At 67.2% G+C, this 23,099-nt stretch carries 23 protein-coding genes; 7 read left to right on the top strand and 16 right to left on the bottom strand.

Features of this window, described 5'->3' with window-relative positions; genetic code table 11:
- The first annotated feature begins 6 nt into the window (after nt 1-6).
- On the top strand, nt 7-402 hold the full coding sequence (locus ACYRGX_RS01960) for an RNA-binding S4 domain-containing protein (RefSeq protein ID WP_473054939.1): 396 nt from the start codon (nt 7-9) through the stop codon (nt 400-402).
- On the opposite strand, the gene ACYRGX_RS01955 is transcribed toward ACYRGX_RS01960, so the two are convergent.
- Nucleotides 403-1,200: a phosphatase PAP2 family protein gene (locus ACYRGX_RS01955; protein ID WP_473054938.1), complete on the bottom strand. Its 798-nt coding sequence runs from the start codon at nt 1,198-1,200 to the stop codon at nt 403-405. It abuts the gene before it with no gap.
- Nucleotides 1,201-1,374: 174 nt separating this feature from the next.
- On the opposite strand from ACYRGX_RS01955, the gene hslO reads away from it, so the two are divergent.
- Complete coding sequence (gene hslO / locus ACYRGX_RS01950) at nt 1,375-2,262, top strand: Hsp33 family molecular chaperone HslO (protein WP_473054937.1); 888 nt, start codon at nt 1,375-1,377, stop codon at nt 2,260-2,262.
- 136 nt (nt 2,263-2,398) lie between these two features.
- Nucleotides 2,399-3,940 carry a phosphoenolpyruvate carboxykinase gene (locus ACYRGX_RS01945; protein ID WP_473054936.1) on the top strand — a complete coding sequence of 514 codons (1,542 nt, stop codon included), beginning with the start codon at nt 2,399-2,401 and terminating at the stop codon, nt 3,938-3,940.
- A gap of 70 nt (nt 3,941-4,010) precedes the next feature.
- On the opposite strand, the gene ACYRGX_RS01940 is transcribed toward ACYRGX_RS01945, so the two are convergent.
- The 15 genes from ACYRGX_RS01940 to ACYRGX_RS01870 form a co-directional block, all read right to left on the bottom strand.
- The gene (locus ACYRGX_RS01940) at nt 4,011-4,490 is read right to left on the bottom strand and encodes a MarR family winged helix-turn-helix transcriptional regulator (RefSeq protein WP_473054935.1); all 480 of its coding nucleotides are present in this window, start codon (nt 4,488-4,490) and stop codon (nt 4,011-4,013) included.
- Between the two features lie 109 nt (nt 4,491-4,599).
- On the bottom strand, nt 4,600-5,514 hold the full coding sequence (gene feaR / locus ACYRGX_RS01935; protein WP_473054934.1) for a transcriptional regulator FeaR: 915 nt from the start codon (nt 5,512-5,514) through the stop codon (nt 4,600-4,602).
- Nucleotides 5,515-5,597: 83 nt separating this feature from the next.
- The gene (locus tag ACYRGX_RS01930; RefSeq protein ID WP_473054933.1) at nt 5,598-6,218 is read right to left on the bottom strand and encodes an NIPSNAP family protein; all 621 of its coding nucleotides are present in this window, start codon (nt 6,216-6,218) and stop codon (nt 5,598-5,600) included.
- The gene (locus ACYRGX_RS01925; RefSeq protein WP_473054932.1) at nt 6,215-7,402 is read right to left on the bottom strand and encodes an alpha-hydroxy acid oxidase; all 1,188 of its coding nucleotides are present in this window, start codon (nt 7,400-7,402) and stop codon (nt 6,215-6,217) included. The genes ACYRGX_RS01930 and ACYRGX_RS01925 overlap by 4 nt, the downstream gene beginning before the upstream one ends.
- Before the next feature lie 68 nt (nt 7,403-7,470).
- The gene (locus tag ACYRGX_RS01920; RefSeq protein ID WP_473054931.1) at nt 7,471-8,766 is read right to left on the bottom strand and encodes an MFS transporter; all 1,296 of its coding nucleotides are present in this window, start codon (nt 8,764-8,766) and stop codon (nt 7,471-7,473) included.
- A 74-nt stretch (nt 8,767-8,840) separates the two neighbouring features.
- A complete protein-coding gene (locus tag ACYRGX_RS01915; RefSeq protein ID WP_473054930.1) occupies nt 8,841-10,091 on the bottom strand; it encodes an OprD family porin in 1,251 nt (416 codons plus the stop codon).
- 147 nt (nt 10,092-10,238) lie between these two features.
- Nucleotides 10,239-10,736 carry a flavin reductase gene (locus ACYRGX_RS01910; RefSeq protein WP_473054929.1) on the bottom strand — a complete coding sequence of 166 codons (498 nt, stop codon included), beginning with the start codon at nt 10,734-10,736 and terminating at the stop codon, nt 10,239-10,241.
- A 12-nt stretch (nt 10,737-10,748) separates the two neighbouring features.
- A complete protein-coding gene (locus ACYRGX_RS01905) occupies nt 10,749-11,705 on the bottom strand; it encodes a PDR/VanB family oxidoreductase (protein WP_473054928.1) in 957 nt (318 codons plus the stop codon).
- 42 nt (nt 11,706-11,747) lie between these two features.
- Complete coding sequence (locus tag ACYRGX_RS01900) at nt 11,748-12,488, bottom strand: SDR family NAD(P)-dependent oxidoreductase (protein ID WP_473054927.1); 741 nt, start codon at nt 12,486-12,488, stop codon at nt 11,748-11,750.
- A 10-nt stretch (nt 12,489-12,498) separates the two neighbouring features.
- Nucleotides 12,499-12,975, bottom strand: a complete 477-nt coding sequence (locus ACYRGX_RS01895) for an aromatic-ring-hydroxylating dioxygenase subunit beta (protein WP_473054926.1) — start codon at nt 12,973-12,975, stop codon at nt 12,499-12,501.
- 26 nt (nt 12,976-13,001) lie between these two features.
- Complete coding sequence (locus tag ACYRGX_RS01890; RefSeq protein ID WP_473054925.1) at nt 13,002-14,276, bottom strand: aromatic ring-hydroxylating oxygenase subunit alpha; 1,275 nt, start codon at nt 14,274-14,276, stop codon at nt 13,002-13,004.
- A gap of 49 nt (nt 14,277-14,325) precedes the next feature.
- Entirely contained in the window at nt 14,326-14,856 is a 531-nt protein-coding gene (locus ACYRGX_RS01885) for a nuclear transport factor 2 family protein (protein WP_473054924.1), read from the bottom strand.
- A gap of 4 nt (nt 14,857-14,860) precedes the next feature.
- Complete coding sequence (locus ACYRGX_RS01880; RefSeq protein ID WP_473054923.1) at nt 14,861-15,223, bottom strand: IacB protein; 363 nt, start codon at nt 15,221-15,223, stop codon at nt 14,861-14,863.
- Nucleotides 15,224-15,236: 13 nt separating this feature from the next.
- Nucleotides 15,237-16,403, bottom strand: a complete 1,167-nt coding sequence (iacA, locus tag ACYRGX_RS01875; protein WP_473054922.1) for an indole-3-acetate monooxygenase — start codon at nt 16,401-16,403, stop codon at nt 15,237-15,239.
- A 1-nt stretch (nt 16,404) separates the two neighbouring features.
- Nucleotides 16,405-17,538, bottom strand: coding sequence for an amidase (locus ACYRGX_RS01870; RefSeq protein ID WP_473054921.1), 1,134 nt, complete (start codon nt 17,536-17,538; stop codon nt 16,405-16,407).
- 692 nt (nt 17,539-18,230) lie between these two features.
- Here ACYRGX_RS01870 and ACYRGX_RS01865 point away from each other — a divergent pair.
- The 4 genes from ACYRGX_RS01865 (at nt 18,231) to ACYRGX_RS01850 (ending at nt 23,094) form a co-directional block, all read left to right on the top strand.
- Complete coding sequence (locus ACYRGX_RS01865; RefSeq protein ID WP_473054920.1) at nt 18,231-19,391, top strand: ABC transporter substrate-binding protein; 1,161 nt, start codon at nt 18,231-18,233, stop codon at nt 19,389-19,391.
- 99 nt (nt 19,392-19,490) lie between these two features.
- A complete protein-coding gene (locus ACYRGX_RS01860; RefSeq protein WP_473054919.1) occupies nt 19,491-20,528 on the top strand; it encodes a branched-chain amino acid ABC transporter permease in 1,038 nt (345 codons plus the stop codon).
- Entirely contained in the window at nt 20,525-22,327 is a 1,803-nt protein-coding gene (locus ACYRGX_RS01855) for a branched-chain amino acid ABC transporter ATP-binding protein/permease (RefSeq protein ID WP_473054918.1), read from the top strand. The genes ACYRGX_RS01860 and ACYRGX_RS01855 overlap by 4 nt, the downstream gene beginning before the upstream one ends.
- Nucleotides 22,327-23,094: an ABC transporter ATP-binding protein gene (locus ACYRGX_RS01850; protein WP_473054917.1), complete on the top strand. Its 768-nt coding sequence runs from the start codon at nt 22,327-22,329 to the stop codon at nt 23,092-23,094. Before ACYRGX_RS01855 ends, ACYRGX_RS01850 begins: the two co-directional genes overlap by 1 nt.
- Nucleotides 23,095-23,099 lie beyond the last annotated feature (5 nt).

Raw genomic sequence — 23,099 nt, 5'->3', positions numbered from 1 at the left:
GGTGACATGAGCGAGAACGACGACGACCGGGTACGCCTGGACAAGTGGCTATGGGCGGCGCGCTTCTTCAAGACCCGCGCCCTGGCCAAGGCGGCCATCGAAGGCGGCAAGGTGCACTGCGGCGGTGAGCGTTGCAAGCCCGCCAAGGAGCCGCGGGTGGGTGATGAGTTGGTGATTCGCACCGGTTTCGAGGAGCGCACCGTGATCATCAAGGCGCTATCGGCGGTCCGGCGTGGCGCGCCGCAGGCCCAACTGCTCTACGAGGAGACCGCCGAAAGCCTGCAGCGTCGCGAGCAGGCGGCCGAACTGCGCAAGGCCGGCGCCCTGGGCGTGCAGACCGAGGGCCGGCCGAGCAAGAAGCAGCGCCGGCAGATCCATCATCTGCACGCTTGGCGTGACTAGCTAGCGATGCGCCTCTCGCACCAGTTCGAGGCGGCTGAGCAGTGGCAGCTTCTCGGCGACCCAGAGGCCAGGCCGGGCTGCCCACTGCAGCCCGGCCGCGAGCTGCGCCCCTAGCGGCGTGCAGTAGCCCAGCGCCAGCGCCAGCAGGGTGACGACGCTGCCGGCGACCAGATCGTCGCTCAGCCAGTGCGCCCCGGCCACCAGACGCGGCAGCATGAAGATGCCCGCGATAGCCAGTACCAGCGCGCGGCGCCGGCCGCCGGTGACGATCGCCATGTACAGCCCCCAGAGCATCAGTACCGAGGCATGGTCGCCAGGGAAGCTGCGGCTGGAGCGGTCCTTGAGTTCGAATACCCGCTCGAGCAGGGGAAAGGCATCGCTCAGGTGATAGCCGCCCAGTTGCATGGAAGGGCTGGCGTGCTGCCAGCCCATCGGCGTGGACGACTTGTCGAAGAGTACGCGCAGCACCAGCAGCATCAGCAGCAGGGCGACGAAGACGAAGAAGCCGTGGCGCAGTTGCCCCTTGGGAAAGGCCCAGTCGGCGCGGATCAGCAGCGTGAGCATCAGCGCGCCGATGAGAATGTCGGCCAGGCGCGTACTGGCCAGTGCCCAGAGCGCATCCCAGGCCCAGACATGGCCAAGGCTGCCGTTGAGTACGCGGTAGGCGTGCAGGTCCGCCGCATCCCAGAGTTCCCGGGTGGCAGGCAATAGCCAGGAGCCGAACAGCGCGGCGGCGAGCAACAGGCAGGCCACGAAGGCTTGCGGGCGCCAGCGAGGTTGGGCGGGATCGGGGTTCATTGAGGGCTCCAAGGCAGGATTAAATGACAAATGCTAGCGCTCGCTCGTTGCGGGTAACGCAGGATTGAGGGGCTGTTCAGAGTGCGTTCAGCTACCGGCGTCGGTCGTCTCGGCATGGCTCGGCAACGGCTTATCGCCTAGAATCCGCCTCTTTTCCCGCGAGTTCGTCGAGCCATGTCCGATTTCACCCAGCGTTTCCTCTTCGACGATACCGACGTGCGCGGCGAACTGGCCGTGCTCGAGCAGAGCTACGGCCACGTGCTGGCCAAGCACCCCTATCCGGAGCCGGTAGCGCAGTTGCTCGGTGAACTACTGGCGGCCGCCGCCTTGCTGGCCGGTACCCTCAAGTTCGAGGGCCTGCTGGTACTGCAGATGCGCAGCGAGGGTGCGGTGCCGCTGCTGATGGTCGAATGCTCCAGCGAGCGCGAGGTGCGCGGCATTGCGCGTTACCACGCCGAGCAGATCGAGGCCGGCAGCGGCCTGGCGCAGCTGATGCCCAGTGGCGTGCTGGCGATCACCGTCGATCCCCGCGATGGCCAGCGCTACCAGGGTGTGGTGCCGCTGGAAGGACAGGACCTGGCCGAGTGCCTGGGCAGCTACTTCGCCCAGTCCGAGCAGTTGCCCACGCGCTTCTGGCTGCACGCCGACGGGCGCCGCGCTCGTGGCCTACTGCTGCAGGCGCTGCCGGCCGATCGCCAGCGCGATCCGGAGGCGCGCGCCAATGCCTGGGAGCACCTGGTGACCCTCGCCGACACGCTGTCCGCCGAGGAGCTGCTCGGGCTCGACAACGAGACGCTGCTGCACCGTCTCTACCACCAGGAGCCGGTACGCCTGTTCGACCCGTTGCCGTTGTGCTTCTCCTGCAGCTGCACCCGTGAGCGTTCGGCCAATGCATTGGTCAGCCTGGGCGAGCACGATGCCCGGCAACTGGTCGAGGAGTGTGGTGGCACGGTGGAAATCGACTGCCAGTTCTGCAACCAGCGCTACCTGTTCGATGCCGCCGACGTGGCGCAGTTGTTCGCCGGTGGCGGCAGCCAGGGGCCGGCCGCGACCCGTCACTGAGCGGGTCTCTGACTCGACAGTCTCCACAAGGCCGGCCCGCTTCTGGCATAATCGGCGGTACCCTTTTCGCTGTAGTGGTCGCAGGCGCGCACTACAAAGGTTCAGAGAAATCGGCTGCACGCCGACGAGGATACTCATGACGCAAGCCAACCCTGCCGTGTACACCGACATCAGCACCGCGCAATTGGTCGAAGAGGCCATTCGCCGGGGCGAAGGCGAGCTGGCGGCCAATGGCGCGCTGGTCGTCAAGACCGGCCATCGCACCGGCCGCTCCCCGGCCGACCGTTTCATCGTCGATGAACCCGGTTCCAGTGCCAAGATTGCCTGGGGCGCGATCAACCGTCCGTTCCCGGCTGACAAGTTCGACGCCCTCTGGGAGCGCGTCTCGGCCTATGTCGGCGAGCGCGAGCGCTTCGTTTCCCACGTGCATGTCGGTTCCGATCCGGCGCACTACATCCCGGTGAGCATGACCACCGAGACGGCTTGGCACAACCTGTTCGGGCGTTGCCTGTTCATCAATCCGGAGACCTTCAACCCGGATTCGCGCGAGCAGTGGGAAATCCTCAACGCCCCCGGCTTCGTCTGCGAACCCGAGCGTGACGGCACCAACTCCGACGGTACCGTGATCCTCAACTTCGCCCGCAAGAAGGTGCTGATCGCCGGCATGCGCTACGCCGGCGAAATGAAGAAGGCCATGTTCGGCGTGCAGAACTTCCTGCTGCCGGAAAAAGACGTGCTGCCGATGCACTGCGCCGCCAACGTCGGCGAAGAAGGCGACGTCACCCTGTTCTTCGGCCTGTCCGGTACCGGCAAGACCACCCTGTCCGCCGACGAAAGCCGTTACCTGATCGGTGACGATGAGCACGGCTGGGGCGTGGGCACCGTGTTCAACATCGAGGGCGGCTGCTACGCCAAGTGCATCGACCTCACCGAGAAGAACGAGCCGGTGATCTGGAAAGCCATCCAGTTCGGTTCGGTGCTGGAGAACGTGGTGCTCGACGAGCAGCGCACCCCGGACTACACCGATGACAGCCTGACCCAGAACACCCGCGCCTGCTACCCGCGCGACTTCATCGCCAAGCGTGCCGAGACCAACCGTGGCGGCGAGCCGAACGCGGTGATCTTCCTCACCTGCGACCTGACCGGTGTACTGCCGCCGGTGTCGATCCTCAACAACGAGCAGGCGGCCTACCACTTCCTCTCCGGTTACACCGCTCTGGTCGGTTCCACCGAGATGGGTTCGGGCGGCGGCATCAAGTCGACCTTCTCCACCTGCTTCGGCGCGCCGTTCTTCCCGCGTCCGGCCGGCGAGTACGCCGAGCTGCTGATCAAGCGCATCAACGGCTTCGACTCCAAGGTCTACCTGGTCAACACCGGCTGGACCGGCGGTGGCTACGGTGTTGGCAAGCGTTTCAGCATCCCCACTACCCGTGGCGTGATCGCCGCCATCCAGAGTGGCGCGCTGATCGGTGCGCAGACTCAGCACCTGCCGATCATCAACCTGGACGTGCCGCTGGCCGTGCCGGGCGTCGAGACCGGCCTGCTCAACCCGCGCGACACCTGGGCGGACAAGGACGCCTACGATGCCGCTGCGCGTGAGCTGGCAACCAAGTTCATCGAGAACTTCAAGAAGTTCGACGTCTCCGACGCCATCAAGAACGCCGGCCCGCAGCTCTGATCCGAGCCGCTACCGGTGCTGAAAAAGCCGCCTTCGGGCGGCTTTTTCATGTCCAGGCGCGAAGGCTCGCTCACGTCTCCGGGAGGTTGTCGAAGATCTTCGCCAGGGTCTGGTTGAGCTTGCGGATCTGTGCTTCGGTAAGGCCGCGGAAACTGTCGTGGAACAGCCCGTCGGTCACTTCGTGCATGTCGAAGAAGGCCTGGCGACCCTTGTCGGTGATGGTCACCTGGGTGACCCGTCCATCGGTTGCGCTGGGAGCCGTCTCGACCAGGCCGTCGTCTTTCATCCGGTAGACGATCTTGGTGATCGTCGAGAGCTTGGCGATGGCGTGCTCGGAAATCTCGGAAATGCTCGACTCGCCCTGCTCGTAGAGGATGTTCAGCACGCGCCAGCGGGGGATGTCCAGGTCGACCTTCTTCAGCAGGCGCTCCATCACCATCGAATAGCGCCCATGGACCCGGGCCAGCCAGTAGAACGGAAAGTCTTCCTTGTGGAAGTCCTCGCTGGTGGGGTTGTAACGGCTACGACGCTTCTTGTTCTGAGTGCTCATGCCTGAGAGGAAGATCCTGGGGGCGGAGGCCAATGATAGATATTTCTCGTAATTTAGCCAGTCGGTCCGATTGCCGGCGAGCCTGCCTGCCGCTGCTGGAGTGCTAACCCTACCTGCCTGATTGCTGTGCGCGATAGTCGCGCGGGCTGATCCCGTACTGGCGCTTGAACAGCCGCGAGAAGTGCGCGGCGTCGGCGAAGCCCCAGGTGTAGGCGAGGGTGGTGATGGATGGCATCCGCTCCGCCGGGCCACTGAGCATGGCGGCAGCGCGGGCCAGGCGCTGGCGCTGGATGTAGCGGCAGATGCTGTCGCCGTCCTCCTCGAACTGCCGGTACAGCTGGCGCAGCGATACGTTGAGGCGTGCGGCCAGCTGCGCGGGCGTCGGCGGCTGTTGCAACGACTCGTCGATCAGGCGCTCGGCCAGGCGCCGCAAGGGGCGGCCGACCTGCGGCAGGGCCTCGTCCAGGCTGGGTTGCAGGAGGCTGATCAGTGCCTGCTGCAGGGCACCGCCCTGCATCGGGTCGGCGGCGGCATCCAGTTCACCCTCGGCGATCTGTTGCAGCATGCCGTGCAGCAGGCGTTCGTTAAGGGTCCCGGTGCGCAGCTTGCCGAAGCGTCGCGCACGGCTCGGCAGGACCCGGTCCAGTGCCTCCCGTGGCAGGTGCACGGAGAGTTGGCGGATCAGCCCGTGGGGGCGCATCTCGAAGGATTGGGCGGCATCCAGCAGGGCGATCTCGCCCGGCGCCAGGACGAACTGTTCGCCATCGTGGGCCACGTCCATGTGCCCCTGGCGCTGCATCACCAGGAAGTAGAAACGTTCGTCGCCACGGTCGGTGTTGCCGCGCTCACGCACGATGGACGGTGCGTTGACGTGGATGTCGGCCAGCTCCAGTCCGCCGAGGCACTGGTGCGCGATGGCGCCGACGAACCCCGGCTGCTCCAGCGGCTGGGTGCGGAAGCGTCCGCATACGGCCTGCACGCGGTGGTTCCAGCGGTCGAAATCCTCGATGGCTTGCGGGGTCACGGGGCACCTCCGTGCGTCTCTGGGCGTCAGGCGCTCATGGGTCGGCTAATCACTGGAAACTTCAAGCATTCTCCAGGCCAGATTCAGCGCAGGGGCGAGAATTCGCAGGGTAGGCAGACGGTGGACTGCATCTGCCGCAATTGCGGCGTGGAATTCTCCGGCGGCCAGACGCCATCGGCGACCGAGCGGCTGCGTACCTCCAAACGTTGCTCCAGGCTGGCGTAAGGCCACAGGTGAAGGATGCGCGGCAGTGCGCCGGAGGTGGCGTAGAACACCCCGGCGTTGGCCGAATAGTGCGCCGCGCCCCGTGGCCCGAGGGCGCGCTGCCAGCCGGCCAGGGTGGCTGGCAGGCCGTGGTCGAGCAGGCGGTACTCGCGCAGTTCGTACCAGGGCCCGTGTGCACCGGGCTGGAGCAGTCGGGCGAAGGGGAACAGCTGCAGGTCGTCGACCTGCAGGCCCAGCAGCCAGGCGCTGACGCCGAACGGGTCGACCTGCATCAGGCAGCGCTCGCGCTCGGCTTCGCGGGCGGCGAGATCGGCGAAGCCGCGCAGCAGGATCAATTGATTGAGCGGGCCGATCTCGCTGTACCAGGCGCCCACCAGGCTCGCCTGCGGGCTGCCTTGCAGGGCGCGCTGCAGGCTGACCTGGGCTGCGCTCAGGCTGCCCGGCTGCAGCTCCAGGCGCAGCAGTTCGTAGTGCGTCATGTCCAGGATTCTCCGGGGCCCAGCAGCCAGCCTCGGTCGAGTGCGTCCAGGCCGCTGCAGCCCATCAGGTTGAGGGTCAGGCGCAACTCGTGGGCGAGCAGGTCGAGGGCGCGTGCGGCACCGGCTTCACCGGCGACCGCCACGCCGTAGAGCGTGGCGCGTCCGAGCAGCACCGCGTCGGCACCCAGGGCCACGGCCTTGGCCAGGTCGCCGCCACGGCGTACGCCACTGTCGAGCAGCAGGGCCAGGCGTCCGCGCAGGCGTGGCGCTATCGCGGCGAGCGCTTCCAGACTGGAGGGCGCGCCGTCGAGCTGGCGACCGCCGTGGTTGCTGATGACGATGCCGTCCAGCCCCAGGTCGGCGGCGCGCTCGGCGTCCGCGGGGTGCAGCACGCCCTTGAGCAGCAGGCGCCCGGACCAGCGCTCGCGCACTCGCGCCAGCGTGTCCCAGTCGAGCAGGGTGTCCATCTGCGTGGCGATGAACTGCATCGAGCCGAGCGCGGTGCGTTCCTTCGCCGGCAGGTAGGGCGCCAGGTTGCCCATGATCGGCAGGCCCCGCGGCCACATCACGCGGCGCAGCCAGCCTGGGTGGCAGAGGGTGTCGAGCTTGTTGCGCAGGCTCAGTTGGCGCGGGCGGACGAAGTTGCGGCGATCCCATTCGCGATTGCCGAGGGTCGAGGCGTCGCTGGTCAGCAGCAGGGTGCTGACGCCCTGGGCCTCGGCGCGGGCGAGCAGGTCTTCCTGGATCGCCGCATCGCGCAGGGGGTAGAGCTGGAACCACAGGTCCAGTCCCGGGGCCGCGGCCCGGACCTCCTCCAGGGACGCATTGGAAACGGTACTCAGCGCCATCGGCAGGCCACGGCTGGCGGCGGCGCGGGCGAGGTGCAGGTCGGCGTCGGGAAACAGCATGCCGTTGTAGCCGGTCGGCGCGATGGCCATCGGCAGTGGGCGTTCGGCACCCAGCCACACGCGTGCGGTGTTCGGCGGGTACGCCGGCACCAGGGTGCGCGAGTGCAGCCGGTAGTCGGCGAAGGCCTGGCGGTTGCGCGCCAGGGTGTATTCCTCCTCGGCGCCGCCGGCCAGGTATTCCCAGGCGAAGTAGGGCAGTCGTCGGCGCGCGGCGGCGGCCAGCTCGGCGATGCTCTGGTAACGGTCGAGGTCATTGCCCCGGTAGTAGCGACGCATCCGCGAAGGTCCTTGCTGAGAACGAAAAAACGCCCGGCGCAGCGCCGGGCGGAGGGCGCGTGAAACGATCAGGCGAGTGCCGGCACCAGGTCCTCGTCGGGCTGTGTGCGGATGCTCAGCAGGGTGGCCGTGGTCACCAGGCCGAAGAACACCAGCATCAGCGAGACCGGCCAGGCGGATTGCGCACTGGCGAACAGCGCGGTGGCGATCATCGGCGCGAAGCCGCCGGCGAAGATCGAGGCGATTTCGTGGCCCATGGCCAAACCGGTGTAGCGCACGTGGGTGGGGAACAGCTCGCCCATCAGCGCCGGTTGGGTGCCGATCATCGCGGCGTGGCTGAATGGCAGGCCGAGCATCAGCGCCAGCCAGACCAGTCCGGTGGAGTGGGTGTCGAGCAGCCAGAAGAACGGAAAGGCCAGCGCCACCAGGCTCAGCGAGCCGATGGCATAGACCGCGCGGCGGCCGATCACGTCGCTCAGCCAGCCCCAGAAGAGGATGCTGAAGGCTTCGACGATCATCGCGAGCATCACGCCGCTGAGCACCACCTGGGTGGAGAGCCCGGTGAACTTGGCGTAGGCCATGGAGAATGCCAGGAAGATGTAGGCGCCACCGTTCTCCGCCAGGCGCAGGCCCATGGCCTGCAGTACCGCCTTGGGATGCTCGCGCAGCACCTGCAGGGCCGGCAGATGGCGGGCGGCGCCGGCGTGCTCGCGGTCTTCGACGAATTCACGGGAGTCCGGCAACCGCCGGCGGATGTACACGCCCACCCCGAAGATCGCCACGCTGGCGAGGAACGGCAGGCGCCAGCCCCAGCTCATGAAATCCTCCTCCGGCAGCATCTGCACCAGGTAGAACGCCGCCGCCGAGAGCACGAAGCCGCCGGAAACGCCGAGCTGGCTCCAGGCCGCGTAGAAGCCGGTCCGGCCCTTGGGCGCGTTCTCGCTGAGCATCAGCACGCCGCCGCCCCATTCGCCGCCGGAGGCGATGCCCTGCACGACGCGCAGGATCACCAGGCACAGCGGAGCGAGGAAGCCGACCTGGGAATAGGTCGGCAGCAGGCCGATGAGAAAGGTCGCCGCGCCCATCATCGACAGGGTGATCACCAGTGCTTTCTTGCGTCCCTGGCGATCACCGATGTGGCCGAAGACGATGCCGCCCAGCGGACGGGCGATGAAGCCGATGGCGAAACCGGCGAAGGCGCCGAGGGTGGCGAGCACCGGATCGGTGCCGGCGGCGAAGAACAACGGGCCGAAGATCAGCGCAGCGGCCGTGCCGTAGAGGAAGAAGTCGTACCACTCCAGCGCGTTGCCGAGTACCGAGGCGACGACGATGCGCTTGAGTGAGCGGGGTGAGTCGGAGGTCATGGGGGCTCCCAGGCCGCCACCGGCGGCCGGACGGCGAACAAGTAGGCCCGCCCCGACGGGGCGGGCGCCCGGGCTTACCAGAAGTTCCAGGTGTAGGTGGTGACCAGGCGGTTTTCGGTGAAGTCGCTACCGAAGTTGTGCTGCTTGACCAGGTAGTTCTTCCATTCGAAGCCCAGGCCCTTGAGCGGGCCGCTTTGCAGCACGTAGCGCACGGCCAGGTCGCGTTCCTTCTCCGAGCCGTCGGACACGCCGGCGCCGAGGCGGATGTCCTCGCCGATGATGTAGCGCGAGGCGAAGGTCAGGCCGGGCACGCCGACGGCGGCGAAGTCGTAGCCGTAGCCCAGGCCCACGGAGCGTTCCTGCGGACGCATGAAGGGCTGGTTGGCCCAGTTCAGCAGGTAGAACTGCGGGATGTAGCCGTTGAGGGTGGGGAAGATGCTGTCGCCGATCATCTTCTGGTAGGCCAGGCTGACCTTGTGGCCGCCCTTGGTCAGGGTGAAGCCGGCGGACAATGTGCGGTTGTCGACCTCACCGTTCTTCGCGTCGCCCTCTTCGTTGTTGTCGAACCAGCGCACGTCGGTACGCAGGCCAAAGCCGTTGCCCAGGTCGGCCTTGTGCATCAGCCCGACATAGTGCTGCTGGTAGATGTCATGGACCACGGCGTAGAAGTAACTGGCCTGCAAGCTCTTGGTGAGGTTGTAGGTCAGGCCGCCGAAGTCCATACCATCGCTGTCGAGTTCGTTGGTGGAGCCGTACTTGTAGAACTTCTCATGGTCGGAGGAATCACGCGTCACCGCGGACCAGAAGCGCCCGCCGGTCAGGGTCAGGCCGTCGATCTCCTTGGATTCGAGCACCGCGCCCTGGTAGATGGTGTCGAGCTGACGGCTCGGATCATGGAAGGCGACCGGCAGCTCGGGACGCATGTCGCCGACCTTCAGCTCGGTCTTGGAGTACTTCATTTTCAGAGTGGCGCCGGCGCGGCCGTAGTTGTCCACCGCGTCGCCATCGCTATCGAGCGGCAGGGAGCCGTCGTTGCCCTCGGAGTCCATCACGTAGGCCCACTGTGCATCTACGTCCAGACCGAACTGGATCGGCGTGTCGGTGTAGCCGGAGCTGAACTGCAGGTCGAAGCCCTGCGACCAGTTGCCGACCTTGGACTGGGCGGCGCCGCTTTCGGTGAAATTGCGATCGAGGAAGTAGTTGCGCAGGTCCAGCTTGAGATGGCTGTCGTCTACGAAATCCGCCTGCGCGGCCAGGGGCGCGCCCAGCGCAGCGAGCAGGGTCGAGCCCTGGACGGTGCGTGCAAGCAAGGTCTTGTGAAACATGTGTCGCTCCTTTCTTCGTAATGCTTGACGTGTTGTGTGAGCAGGTCGCGAAGAAGGCAGGGCAAGGCGTCGCGCACTCTTTGCGGTGCGCTGGCGCAAGATGGGCCGCGTTGCGGCCCGCTGCCCGGCTCGGGCCGGGTCTATGGGCTAAACGGCTTTCGAGGTCTCGCAGAGGCGGTGGTAGGCGCGGTCGAAATACACCAGGCCCTCGCGGGAGGCGCCCTGGCGGATCTGCACGACCTCGCAGTAGAAGATGTTGTGGGTGCCCACTTCGTGGACCTGGGCGATGCGGCAGTCGAAGTTGACCAACGCTTCGTCCAGCGCCGGGGCGCCGCTTTCCAGGCTCGACCAGGCCTGCGTGGCGAAGCGATCCTCGCTGCGCAGGTCGCGGTTGGCGAAGGTGCCGGAGACGTCTTGATGCACAGCGGCCAGGACGTTCACGCAAAGCACGCCGTTGGCCTTGAACTGCTCGTTGGCAAAAGACGAGCGGTTCATGCACACCAACAGGGTGGGCGGGCTGTCGGTCACGCTGCACACCGCCGAGGCGGTGAAGCCGAAGCGTCCGGCCGGGCCGTCGGTGGTGATGACTGTGACGGCGCCGCCGAGCATCGCCATGGCGTTGCGGAATCCGCTTGTATCGACCATTTCGATTCTCCTCTAGATATCCAGGACCAGCTTCGCGGACTTGGCGCGCGAGCAGCAGACCAGGATCTGGTCGCCGTCGGCCTTCTCGTCGTCGGTCAGGTAGACGTCGCGGTGGTCCGGTTCGCCTTCCAGTACGTCGCACAGGCAGGTGCCGCAGACGCCCTGTTCGCAGGATTTCTCGACCTTGATGCCGACCTCGGCCAGGGCATCGAGGATGCTCTGCCCCTCGGCGACCTGGACACTCTTGCCGCTGCGTGCGGCGACCACCTCGAAGCTCGCGCCCGAGGCGTCCACCTCGACCTGGAAGTACTCGCGGTGGATGTGGTCGTCGGCATAGCCGGCCGCCGTGGCGCCGGCGATCACCCAGTCCATGAAGCCGCTCGGGCCGCAGGTGTAGACGTGGTTGCCGGAGGTGCCTTCGCCGAGCAGCGCCGGCAGCTCCAGGCGGGTTTGCGGTTCGTCGTCGAAGTGGGTGAAGACCTTCGCCGCGAACGGCGCCTCGGCCAGCTCGGCGAGGAATGCGCTGCGCGCGCGGGAGCGGCCGCAGTAGTGCAGTTCGAAGTCCGCGCCCTGGGCGTGCAGCGCGTAGGCCATGGCGATCATCGGGGTGATGCCGATGCCGCCGCCGAGCAGCAGAGAGCGGCGGGCATCGGGAGCCAGCGGGAACAGGTTGCGCGGGGCGCTGATCTGCACCTCGGCGCCCTCGAGCAGGGTCTCGTGGACGCCCACGGAGCCGCCGCGGGAGGCCGGGTCCTTGAGCACGCCGAGGCGGTAGGTGGCGCGATCCGCCGGATCGCTGCACAGCGAATACTGGCGCACCAGGCCGGGGGCGACGTGGAGGTCCACGTGGGCGCCGGCCTCGAAGCTCGGCAGCGTGGCGCCGTCGAGCGGTACCAGGTCGAGGACGACGACACCGTCGCCCTGCAGCTGGCGCTTGTGGACCTGTACCGTCAGGAGTTGTTCAGTCATCGGGATCACCCGTAGTGCACGTCAAGGTAAAGGCGCTGGCGCTCAGCGCATGAACAGGCCGCCGTTCACGTCCCAGGTCGCGCCGGTGGTGAAGTAGGCTTCCGGGCGTGCCAGTTGCACGACCAGGTCGCCGAGGAAATCCGCGTCGCCCAGGCGCCCCACCGGGATGTTGGCGAGCATCGCGCCCATCCGCTCGGCGGGCACCAGCTCGCGCACCATGGGCGAATCGATCGGCCCCGGGGCGATGGCGTTGACGGTCACGCCGCCGGCCGCCAGCTCCTTGGCGAAGATCTTCGTCAGGGTGACGATGGCGCCCTTGGAGGCGGCGTAATGCGCGCCGGTGGCGGTGCCGCCGTTCTGCCCGGCCAGCGAGGCCAGGTTGACGATGCGTCCGTAGCCGGCAGCGGCCATGTGCGCGCCGAACACCTGGCAGCCGAGGAAGATGCTGCGCGTGTTGACGCTCATGACGCGGTCGAACTCCTCCGGGGAGATCTGCATCACCGGCGTGGCCTGGGTCATCGCGGCACTGTTGACCGCCACCTGCAGCGCGCCGAAGCGCGCCAGGGTGGCCGCCAGCGCGGCCTCGAAATCGGCCTTGCTGGCGACGTCGAGCTGCAGCGCCAGGACCCGCTCGCCGCTGGGGTCGAGCCGGGCGGCGGCGGCCTCGGCGCGCTCGCCGCTGAGGTCGCTCAGGACCACGGCGTAGCCGGCGGCGAACAACCGCGCGGCGATGGCGTAGCCCAGGCCCTGGGCGGCGCCGGTGACCAGTGCGATCTGCGTCATGGGCGGCGCCTCAGAGGATGTAGCCGATGCCGGCCAGGGCATCGTCGGAGTTGATCAGGCGGATCAGCTTGCGCTGGATCTTGAAGCTGTCGGCGCTGCGCTCCAGTTCGTAGACGATGTCCGCGCTGTAGTGCTTGAGGGCGTCCTTGCGGAACTCGCGCAGGTTCTGCGCGCAGCGCACGGTGACGTGGCGCTCGTCCTCGAACAGCACGCGAAAGCGCGACAGGGTGCGTACGGTGCGCGGCGCCGGGCTGGTGGAGATGGACTCGTCGCCGGTCAGGCGCACCACGCGCTTCTCGCGCATGTGGGCGTCGTCGTAGGCGTAGTTGAGGGTGTTCTCCAGGTCCTGCTCGTTGGGGTCGATGGGAATCACGTAGACCCCCTTGTCGCTCCACAGGGACAGCCAGGCGTCGTATTCGCCGTGGTCGAGCATGTCGCCTTCCTGCCAGATGAAGGCGGTGACTTCTTGCAGCAATTGCAGATTCATCGTGGGTTCTCCGTCGGTCCGGTCGGTCAGGCCGACATCATCTTTTTCCATTGCTGGTAGGCCGCGCGCATGCCGGTCTCGGCGGATACGTCGCTGACCCGGCCGTCCTCGCTGGGCTTCTCACCGGGCAGGCCGCGGTTGAGCAGGATCCACAGGTCCTCGCCGGCATGGCTGCCCTTCTGCACGCGCTCCCAGGCCTCGGAGTCGTCCGGGGTGCCGAAGCCCATCGGGCCCTGGAAGTGTTCGTGCAGGCGCAGGCGGTAGCGGTTGGCCACGGCCGGGCCGCCGTCCATGGTGATCACCGCGTGGTGGATCTCCGTTTCGTTCACCGAGATCGGCTGCAGCACGCGGAAGAACGCCATCGAGCAGGCGACGTTGGGGAACAGGTTGAGGTTGAAGCCCGAGCCGCCGACGGCGCGGACGATGCGGCGCACCTGCGACTCGTCGATACCTTCGTCGCGCAGCTCCTGGGCCAGCGCTTCGAAGCGCGTCGGGATCGGCGCATCGAGATTGGCTTCCAGGTCGATCAGGTCGGGGATCATCACCATCACGCTGTGGCCGTTGCCCAGATCCTCGACGTAGCCGGAACCGTCGACGAAATCGAGCATGTCCAGGGTCTGCTGGTCGACCGAGGAGAGGAACGACTTGTGTACCAGCGGGAAGTGGTAGGCGTCGGTGGTGTTCTCCAGCTGGATCTTCCAGTTGCCGGGGAAGCGGAAGCGGTGCTCGCCGGGCACCTTGATGCCGTAGCCGGCGCCCTGCTTCATGAACAGGTCCATCCATTTCTTGGCGGGGCCGAGGAAGTCCACCAGCGGCTCGATGTCGTCCTTGAAGGTGGCGAAGAGCATGCCGGCGTAGGATTCGACGCGCAGCGAGACCAGCGGGAACTCGCCCTTGTCCAGGCACTCGCCGTAGCTTTCCGGGTGAGGCACTCCACGCAGGGAACCGTCCAGCGCGTAGCTCCAGCCGTGGTAGGGGCAGACGAAACTCGCGGTCTTGCCCTTCTTGCCTTCGCAGACGGTGGCGCCGCGGTGGCGGCAGCGGTTGAGCAGCACGTGGACGTTCTTCTTGCGGTCACGCACCACGATCACCGGCTGCTTGCCGATGTAGGTGTTCTTGTAGCTGCCGGCCTCGGGAATCTCGCTCTCGTGGGCGACCCAGACCCAGGTGCTGTAGAAGATCTTCTGCATCTCGGCATCGAAGATCTGCTCGTCGGTGTACAGCGAGGTGTGTACGCGGTCGGCCTGCACCAGCTCGGCGGGCGAACACTCCAGGTTCACGGTTTCGATCAGCTTGTTCACGGTAGCTCCTCGTCGGCGCGCCGCGCCGGCTCTTGGATTTGGGGTTGGTCTATTGGCCCGGGCGCGCGGGCACCGGCAGTTCGGCGTCGCTGTTCCACGCGCTCACCGGGCGGCCGAAGAGGTTCTCGGTCTGGAAGTGCGCCATGCGCCAGGCGCCGTCCTCGAAGGCGAAGCGCACGTTCAGGCGCGCGGCGTTGAGGTGCGAGGCACCGCTGGCGAAGGTCGAGCTCTGCAGCATCACCCAGCTGCCGCGGGCACCGTCCTCGTCCACCGCGATCAGCTCGCTGGTGAGGAAATGCACGTTCAGCGCGAAGTGCGCGGGCGGCTTCATGTAGCCCTCGAACATCGCGCGGATCGCCGCGCGGCCGCGGTAGCCGCCGAAGCTCTTGGCGTACTTGGCGCCCTTGCCTTCCCACAGCGCCTCGCGGGTGAACAGGCCGGCCAGTTCGTCCAGCGGCGTGTCCGCGTCCAGCGCGTCGCACAGCACCATGTAGCGGTTCATGCAGGCGCGCACGGCGTGCTCGGCTTCGAAGCGCGCCAGGCGTTGCTGCAGGTCGGCGAGGGTGGCTTGCTGGCTCATGGCGTCAGGCGCGCTGGATGATCAGTTCGCGGCCGACGCGGGCCTCGACCTTGGCGTAGCGCCACAGCTTGTAGGGGCCGTCGCCCACCGCGGTGCTGCGGAACAGGTTGCAGGCGGCATGCACGGTCTCGAGGTCCGGCACGTCGGCGAGCAGGTAGGTGGTCCAGGGGAAGCCGTCGGAGGGGCCGACCATGCTCTGGTCGTCGTCCATGTTGCCCAGCACGCTGACGCCCGGCAGGTCGTGGATGCCGTTCCACATGGCGCTGAACGCGGCCCAGACCTGCAGTTGCTCTTCGCGCGGGGCATCGAAGAAGTTCTGGTTGATGCCCATGCAGAACAGCACACGCAAGGGTTTCTTCTCGCTCATTTCGAGTCTCCTGTCAGAGGTAGCCGGGCAAGGGTTTCTTGCCGAAGAACACCGCACCGGCATTCTGGAAAGTGATGTCGCCCATGAAGGCGTGCTGGGTGACCACGTGCGCGTCGTTGACGCAGCGCGCCAGCGGATGGTCGTTGTAGACGCCGGTCATGCCGCTGAGCATCTGTGCGCTACGCGCCACCTCGGCAGCCACGCGGGTGGCGTGGGTGGACGACAGGCGCAGCAGGTTGATCGCCTCGGCCGGCACCGGGTCGCCGGCCAGTACGTAGGCCCAGGCCGCGTCGATGGCCTCGTAGAAGAAGCAGCGCGCGGCACGCAGGCTGGCTTCGGCGCGGGCCACGTCGGTCTGCGTCAGCGGACGGTCGCCCAGGCCCGGCGCGCCGGTGACCGAGACACGCCCGCCGGCCATCGCGTAGAGCTCGTCGAGCGCGGCACGGGCAACGCCCAGGCCGACCACCGAGAGCACTTGGGTGGCGAAGGACAGCGACGGGTAGCGGAACATCGGCTCGTCCAGGTTCGGCTGGCCGCCGCGGACGAAGGTCCACGCCTCGGGCACCACCACATCCTCGACCACCAGGTCGTGACTGCCGGTGCCGAGCAGGCCGACGGTGTCCCAGGTTTCCTCGATGCGCGCCTGGGCGCGGGGCATCACCGCCAGGCGCGGCAGGTCCAGCTTGTCGCCGTTGCGCGGGGCGATGCCGACGCCGACCAGCTGCGCGCCCATGCAGCCGCTGGAGTACTTCCAGCGGCCGTTGACCTTGAAACCGCCGTCGACGATCTCGGCCGGCTGCGGCGGGAAGATGCCGCCGGCGAAGACCACGTCGGGGCCGTTGGCGTAGACCTCGGCGATGGTGTCCGCGGGCAGGGACGCCAGGTACACCGGGTTCATGCCGAAGCTGGCGACCCAGCCGGCGGAGCCGTCGGCCTGGGAAATGGCTTCGACCATCTCGCAGAATTCGCGCGGCCCGCGCTGCGCGCCGCCGAAGCGGCTCGGCACCAGGGCGCGGTATACGCCGAGGGCCTTGAAGCGCTCAATGAGGTCCTGCGGGATGTGCCGCAGGCGGTCGAACTCGCCGCTACGCGCACGCTGGCGGATGTCGTCGAGCAGGACCTGGAAATCCGCGCTCTGGGTCAGGCCGGCAGGATCGCCGGCCGCGTTCAGCGAAGTCATGTCAGGCTCCACAATCGCTCGGGTTGGAATACAGGCGGCGCAGCAGCTCACCGGCGACTGCCAGGAGCAGTTCATCGGCGCCGTGCGCGGCGACCAGTTGCAGACCCACCGGCAGACCCTCGGCGCTGACGAAGGGGATCGTCAGCGCCGGGTGGCCGGAGAGGTTGAAGGGGCGCACGAAGGCGGTCATGCCGAGCACCGCACGGGTATCGGCGGCGTCCTCGAGGCGCAGGGGGTAGTCGGGCATGGTCGGCAGCGCGAGCACGTCGAAGCGTTGCAGGGCGGCATCCACCTCGGCGCTGAAGGACTGGCGCACCGCTTCGGCGTCGGCCAGCGCGGCGTCCGTAGTCTGTGCGGCGGCGCGCAGGCGTCCGTCGACATCTGCGCCGATCTTGCCGCTATCTATCAGGGCTTCGCAGGCATTCCAGGTTTCCCGGTTGATCACCACCATGCCGGCGGCGTAGGCGTCCTGCAGGCCGGGCAATGGGGCTTCGCCGCCGACCAGGCCGCTGGCATCCAGGACCTGCCGCAGGGTGTCCTGCACGCCCTCGCTGGCGGTGACCGGGACCACGCCTAGGCGCGCCTCGCGGACCTTTGGCAGTTCGCCGAAGCCGGGGTCGATCAGGCGCATGGCCTGCTCCAGCAGCGGCAGGCTGGCGGCGAACGGGCCGACGCAATCCAGGCTGCTCTGCGCCGGCATCACGCCCGCGCGGCTGACGCGGGCGAAGGTCGGCTTGAGGCCGAACACGCCGCAGCAGCAGGCGGGGATGCGTACCGAACCGCCGGTGTCGGTGCCCAGGGCGACGTCGCACAGGCCGGCGGCCACCGCGGCGGCCGAGCCGCTGGACGAGCCGCCGGGGATGCGTCCGGGGAAGCGTACGTTGTCGGCCGTGCCGTAGGCGTGGTTGATGCCGGTGGTGCCGAATGCCAGTTCGTGCAGCACGGTCTTGCCGGTGAGTCGTGCGCCGCCTGCGAGCAGCAGTTCGACCACCCGCGCATGACGCTCGGCGGCAGGGGCATCCGCCAGGGCCGGGCTGGAGGCGCGGGTCGGGTAGCCGGCCACGTCGATGGTGTCCTTCACCATCACGCGGAGGCCGTTGCCACCCAGGCTGAGTTGCTTGACGACGATCGACACGTTACGAGTCCTCTATTTCGTTCTGCTGCGACGATGGGTCGCTGCGAATCGCTAATAAAAGCTCGCCTTGATTACGTGAAAAGTCAATTGAATTGTTGAAATAAAATTCGCCAAAAATCAGTGCATTGCGAATGATTAATGCACATAACTTGTGCATTTTTCGAGGGGCTCTCAGTGTGACATCAAGGCGTTTTAATCTCTCTTTTTATTGATCTAAATCAATTATTTATAGGGCGTTGGGGGGGGCGCTTCTGGGCTCTTTCATGACTTTCGGGTCAAGAAACAAGGGCGCGCTTCAAGGACGCTCTGGAAATTTTTTTGGCGGAGAAAAGCGCAGATTCAATAGCCTGAAAATCGCGAAAAAATCGTTCGATTTAAGATGGAATTTTCAAGTTATTTTTCCGCTTCAAGCCGTTGTTTTTCCTGGCCTATGCGCGCTGCCCCGAGTTTTTCGCACGGGCGCCGGCGGTGGGACTGGAAGGAACCCCCGCAGGCTGCTGGAGAGCTCTGGGACGCCTGGCACAGCGTTGGTGCAACCGCCTGTCTGGCATGCAACCTGCACCGGGGCTGGCAACCGAGGATGGCGGCTCGCTCCCGCCGAAGCCGCCCCCGGTCACACTCGAACATTGCGCAGCGTGCCTACCTGTAGCGCGCCGCCACGTGCCGTAGATGCCTTGCTCTGGAGAATTTCCATGTCGCTGAAGAAAGCCGCTCCATTCCTGCTGTCGAGTGCCCTGGGCCTGGCGGTCGTCCTTCCCGGGATCGCCCTGGCCGACGTGAAGATCGGCGTCATCACCTCCTCGACCGGCCCTATCGCGCTGGTCGGCATCCCGCAGAAGAACAGCGTCGCGCTGATGCCCGAGACCATCGGTGGGCAGAAGGTGCAGTACATCACCCTCGACGACGGCAGCGATCCGACGGCCTCGGTGAAGGCCTTCAAGAAGCTCATCGATGAAGAGCACGTCGACGCGATCATCGGCCCAAGCGGTTCGCCGAATGCCATGGGCGTGATCCAGTTCGCCGCAGAGTCCGGCACCCCGATGCTGGCGCCGGTGGGCACCGCGGCCGTGGTGCTGCCGATGACCGAGCAGAAGAAGTGGGTGTTCAAGACCACCCAGAACGACGATCTGATCGCCGCCGCGCTGATGGACGACATGGTCAAGCGCGGGGTGAAGACCCTCGGCTTCGTCGGCACCGCCGACCCCTACGGCGAAAACTGGGCCAAGGTGATCGGCGGGTTGGCGGAGAAACACGGCATCAAGCTGGTCGCCAGCGAGCGCTTCCAGCGCCAGGACACCTCGATGACCGGGCAGGGCCTGAAGATCCTCATGGCCAAGCCCGACGCCGTGCTGGTCGCCGCCCCCGGCAGTTCGGCGGTGATGCCGCAGACCACGCTGTTCGACCAGGGCTACAAGGGCCAAGTCTACCAGACCCACGGCGCGGCGCTGGACGCCTTCCTCAAGCTCGGTGGCAAGAAGGTGGAGAACACCATCCTCGCCGCCAGCCTGATGCTGGTGATCGACGAGATACCCGACAGCAACCCCTCCAAGGCGGTGGCCAGCGACTACATCGGTCGCTACAAGGCGAAGTACGGCGAGACCCCGGCGACCTTCGGCGCCAACGTCTACGACGCCGGCCTGCTGCTCGAACGCGCCATTCCGGTGGCCGAGAAGAGCGCCCAGCCGGGCACCGCGGAATTCCGCGCGGCGCTGCGCGATGCGCTGGAGCAGACCCACGAGCTGGTCGCCACCCAGGGCGTCTACAGCATGACCGCCGAGGACCACAGCGGCTTCGACGAGCGCGGCCGCGAGCTGATCACCGTCAAGGACGGCCACTGGAAGCTGCTGCGCTGAGCCCGATCTGACCTACCCGGCGCCAGCGGCGGAGCTGTCCGGTTCCGCCGCTGGCGTGTCCCTTCACGGCGCCCTGCCTGTTCCTGAGGACGTTGCGCGATGAATTTTCAGATAGCCATGCTGCTTGGGCAGGATGGCGTGACCAATGGCGCCATCTACGCGCTGCTGGCCCTTTCCATCCTGCTGGTATTCAGCGTCACGCGGATCCTGCTGATCCCGCTCGGCGAGTTCGTCACCTTCGGCGCGCTGACCATGGCCGCGCTGCAGGCCGGCAAGCCGACGGCGCTGGCCTGGCTGCTGCTGGCGCTGGTGCTGCTCGAAGCCCTGCTCGACCTGTTCGCGGCGCGCCGCGCCGGCCATGGCTGGCGGCTGTCCAAGTGGCACCTGCTCAAGCTCGCCTACGCGCTGGTGCTGCTGGCGTTGCTGCACGGCCTGGGGCTGGCCGAACTGCCCCAGGGCATCCAGGCGCTGCTCACCCTGGCGCTGCTGGTGCCGCTCGGCCCGCTGATGTACCGGCTGTTCTTCCAGTCGATCGCCGGCGCCCATTCGCTGGTGCTGCTGATCGTCTCCATCGCCGTGCATGTGGCGATGGTCGGTGTCGGCCTGCTGCTGTTCGGCCCCGAGGGCGCGCGCACCCGGCCGTTCTCCGAGGCCGGCCTGGAAATCGGCCCGGTGACGCTGAACAGCCAGACCCTGTGGGTGATCCTGGTGTCGCTGGCGCTGATCGTCGCGCTGTTCCTGTTCTTCGAGCGCAGCCTGTGGGGCAAGGCCCTGCACGCCACCGCGGTGAACCGCATGGGCGCACGGCTGATGGGCATCTCGCCGAGCCTGGCAGGCAAGACCACCTTCGCCCTGGCGGCCTTCATCGGTTCGCTGTCGGGCATCCTCATCGCGCCGATCACCACGCTGTACTTCGACTCGGGCTTCATCATCAGCCTCAAGGGCTTCGTCGGCGCCATCATCGGCGGGCTGGCCAGCTATCCGGTGGCCGCCCTCGGCGCCCTGGCGGTCGGCCTGGTCGAGGCGTTCTCGATGTTCTGGGCGAGCAACTACAAAGAGATCATCGTGTTCACCCTGATCATTCCCTTCCTGCTCTGGCGCTCGCTGACCAGCCGTCACGTGGAGGAGGAGGAATGAAGATGCGCCTCTACCTCCTGCCGCTGATCCTTTTGCTGGGCCTGGCGCCGTTGCTGCTGCCGACCTTCCAGATCACCCTGCTCAACTACATCGGCCTGTACACCCTGGTGGTGCTGGGGCTGGTGCTGCTCACCGGGGTGGCGGGCATGACCAGCTTCGGCCAGGCCGCCTTCGTCGGCCTCGGTGCCTACGCCAGTGCCTACCTGACGACCACCGAGCAACTGCCTGGCTGGCTCGCCTGGACCGGTGGCTCGCCCTGGCTGGGGTTGCTCCTGGGGCTGTTGCTGACCGCCCTGGTCGCGCTGCTGCTGGGTGCGCTGACGCTCAAGCTGTCCGGCCACTACCTACCGCTGGGCACCATCGCCTGGGGCATCTCGCTGTACTACCTGTTCGGCACGCTCGAGGGCCTGGGCGGGCAGACCGGCGTCGCCGACCTGCCGTCGATCTCGCTACTCGGGGTCTCGCTGGATCGTGGCGAGAAGATCTTCTACCTGATCTGGGCGATCCTGCTGCTCGCCATCCTGCTCACCCGCAACCTCCTCGATTCCCGCGAAGGCCGCGCGATCCGCGCGCTGCGTGGCGGCCAGGTGATGGCCGAATCGATGGGGGTGAACACCTTCCGCTCGAAGATGGTGGCGTTCGTCGTCTCGGCGCTGTTCGCGGCGCTCTCCGGCTGGCTCTACGCGCACACCCAGCGCTTCGTGAACCCCACCCCGTTCGGGCTGAACATGGGCATCGACTACCTGTTCATGGCGCTGATCGGCGGCGTCTCCAGCGTCTGGGGCGCGCTGCTCGGCAGCGGCATCCTGACCCTGCTCAAGCAGTGGCTGCAGGACTGGCTGCCGAGCCTGCTGGGCAGCCAGGGCAACTACGAGACCATCGTCTTCGGGCTGCTCATCGTACTGATGATGCAGAAGGCACCGGGCGGGCTCTGGCCGCTGCTGGTACGCCTGCTGCCGGCGCGCCTGCGCCAGGGGCAGGGCGTGCCGCGGGTGGACGCCGAACCCTCCGGGCTGCCGCGCCGGGAAGCGCCGGCCGCCGGTAGCGTGCTGCTCGAGGCCCGCGCGGTGACCAAGCGCTTCGGCGGCCTGGTGGCCAACGACGGCATGAGCCTGCAGGTGCGCGCCGGTGAGATCCTCGCCCTGATCGGCCCCAACGGCGCCGGCAAGAGCACCATGTTCAACCAGCTCTCCGGGGTCGACGTGCCCAGCGAGGGCGAGGTTCTGTTCCGTGGCGAGAAGATCAACGGCGTGCCGTCCCGGCAGATCGCCCGCCAGGGCATGAGTCGCACCTTCCAGCACGTCAAGCTGCTGCCGCAGATGAGCGTGCTGGAAAACGTCGCCATCGGTGCGCATCTGCGCGGCGCGCGCGGCGTGCTGCCCGCGGCGCTGCACCTGGAGCGCGAGGAAGAGCTGCGCCTGCTGCGCGAGGCGCGCACCCAGCTCGAGCGCGTCGGCCTGGGCGACTACCTCTACGAGGAAGCCGGCAGCCTGGCGCTGGGCCAGCAGCGCATTCTGGAGATCGCCCGCGCGCTGTGCGCCGATCCCTGCCTGCTGCTGCTCGACGAACCCGCCGCCGGCCTGCGCCTGAAGGAGAAGCAGGCGCTCGCCGAGCTGCTCGCGCGGCTGCGGGGCGAAGGTATGGCGATCCTCCTGGTGGAGCACGACATGGACTTCGTCATGGGCCTGGTGGATCGCGTGGTGGTGATGGAATTCGGCCGCAAGATCGCCGAGGGCCTGCCCGAGGACGTGCAGAAAGACCCGGCGGTACTCGAAGCCTATCTGGGAGGGGCCGACTGATGAGCCAGCACAACGAGACCCGCAATGCCCTGCTCGAAGTGAACGAGCTGAGCGTCGCCTACGGCAAGGTCGAGGCGCTGTCGAACGCCAGCCTGCGCGTCGGCGAAGGGCAGATCGTCACCGTCATCGGCCCCAACGGCGCCGGCAAGACCACCCTGCTGTCGGCGATCATGGGCGTGCTCGGCTCCCGCGGCCGGGTCACCTTCGACGGCACCCTCGAAGCCGTGCCGGAAGTCGAGGTGCTGGTCGGTCGTGGCCTGGGACTGGTACCGGAGAAGCGTGAGCTGTTCGGCAGCATGAGCGTCGAGGACAACCTGCGCCTGGGCGGCTTCATGCGCTACCGGCGCGGCGAGCGCTACCTGGACGGCACCCTGGCGGAGGTCTACAGCCTGTTCCCGCGGCTCTTCGAGCGGCGCAAGCAGCAGGCCGCGACGCTCTCCGGCGGCGAACGGCAGATGCTCGCGGTGGGCCGCGCGCTGATGGCCAAGCCCAAGCTGCTGATGCTCGACGAACCCAGTCTGGGCCTGGCGCCGCTCATTACCCGGGAGATCTTCCGCATCATCACCACCTTGCGTCAGCAGGGGGTGTCGATCCTGCTGGTCGAGCAGAACGCCCGCGCCGCGTTGCGCGTGGCGGACTACGCCTACGTGCTGGAGACCGGGCAGATCGCCATGCAGGGCCCGGCCAGCGAGCTGGCCGACGACCCGCGGGTGATCGAGGCCTACCTGGGCCTGGCGAGCAAGCACCAGGAAATGCTCGCCACCTGAGCGAG

The organism is Pseudomonas sp. R4-15 (genome assembly GCF_055768815.1).
This window is presented reverse-complemented; position numbering and strand designations above follow the sequence as displayed.

Coding starts and splice junctions, on each gene's coding strand:
- ACYRGX_RS01960 (WP_473054939.1), top strand. CDS start 7: ATGAGCGAGAACGACGACGACCGGGTACGCCTGGACAAGTGGCTATGG.
- ACYRGX_RS01955 (WP_473054938.1), bottom strand. CDS start 1,200: ATGAACCCCGATCCCGCCCAACCTCGCTGGCGCCCGCAAGCCTTCGTG.
- hslO (WP_473054937.1), top strand. CDS start 1,375: ATGTCCGATTTCACCCAGCGTTTCCTCTTCGACGATACCGACGTGCGC.
- ACYRGX_RS01945 (WP_473054936.1), top strand. CDS start 2,399: ATGACGCAAGCCAACCCTGCCGTGTACACCGACATCAGCACCGCGCAA.
- ACYRGX_RS01940 (WP_473054935.1), bottom strand. CDS start 4,490: ATGAGCACTCAGAACAAGAAGCGTCGTAGCCGTTACAACCCCACCAGC.
- ACYRGX_RS01930 (WP_473054933.1), bottom strand. CDS start 6,218: ATGACGCACTACGAACTGCTGCGCCTGGAGCTGCAGCCGGGCAGCCTG.
- ACYRGX_RS01925 (WP_473054932.1), bottom strand. CDS start 7,402: ATGCGTCGCTACTACCGGGGCAATGACCTCGACCGTTACCAGAGCATC.
- ACYRGX_RS01920 (WP_473054931.1), bottom strand. CDS start 8,766: ATGACCTCCGACTCACCCCGCTCACTCAAGCGCATCGTCGTCGCCTCG.
- ACYRGX_RS01915 (WP_473054930.1), bottom strand. CDS start 10,091: ATGTTTCACAAGACCTTGCTTGCACGCACCGTCCAGGGCTCGACCCTG.
- ACYRGX_RS01910 (WP_473054929.1), bottom strand. CDS start 10,736: ATGGTCGATACAAGCGGATTCCGCAACGCCATGGCGATGCTCGGCGGC.
- ACYRGX_RS01905 (WP_473054928.1), bottom strand. CDS start 11,705: ATGACTGAACAACTCCTGACGGTACAGGTCCACAAGCGCCAGCTGCAG.
- ACYRGX_RS01900 (WP_473054927.1), bottom strand. CDS start 12,488: ATGACGCAGATCGCACTGGTCACCGGCGCCGCCCAGGGCCTGGGCTAC.
- ACYRGX_RS01895 (WP_473054926.1), bottom strand. CDS start 12,975: ATGAATCTGCAATTGCTGCAAGAAGTCACCGCCTTCATCTGGCAGGAA.
- ACYRGX_RS01885 (WP_473054924.1), bottom strand. CDS start 14,856: ATGAGCCAGCAAGCCACCCTCGCCGACCTGCAGCAACGCCTGGCGCGC.
- ACYRGX_RS01880 (WP_473054923.1), bottom strand. CDS start 15,223: ATGAGCGAGAAGAAACCCTTGCGTGTGCTGTTCTGCATGGGCATCAAC.
- iacA (WP_473054922.1), bottom strand. CDS start 16,403: ATGACTTCGCTGAACGCGGCCGGCGATCCTGCCGGCCTGACCCAGAGC.
- ACYRGX_RS01865 (WP_473054920.1), top strand. CDS start 18,231: ATGTCGCTGAAGAAAGCCGCTCCATTCCTGCTGTCGAGTGCCCTGGGC.
- ACYRGX_RS01860 (WP_473054919.1), top strand. CDS start 19,491: ATGAATTTTCAGATAGCCATGCTGCTTGGGCAGGATGGCGTGACCAAT.
- ACYRGX_RS01855 (WP_473054918.1), top strand. CDS start 20,525: ATGAAGATGCGCCTCTACCTCCTGCCGCTGATCCTTTTGCTGGGCCTG.
- ACYRGX_RS01850 (WP_473054917.1), top strand. CDS start 22,327: ATGAGCCAGCACAACGAGACCCGCAATGCCCTGCTCGAAGTGAACGAG.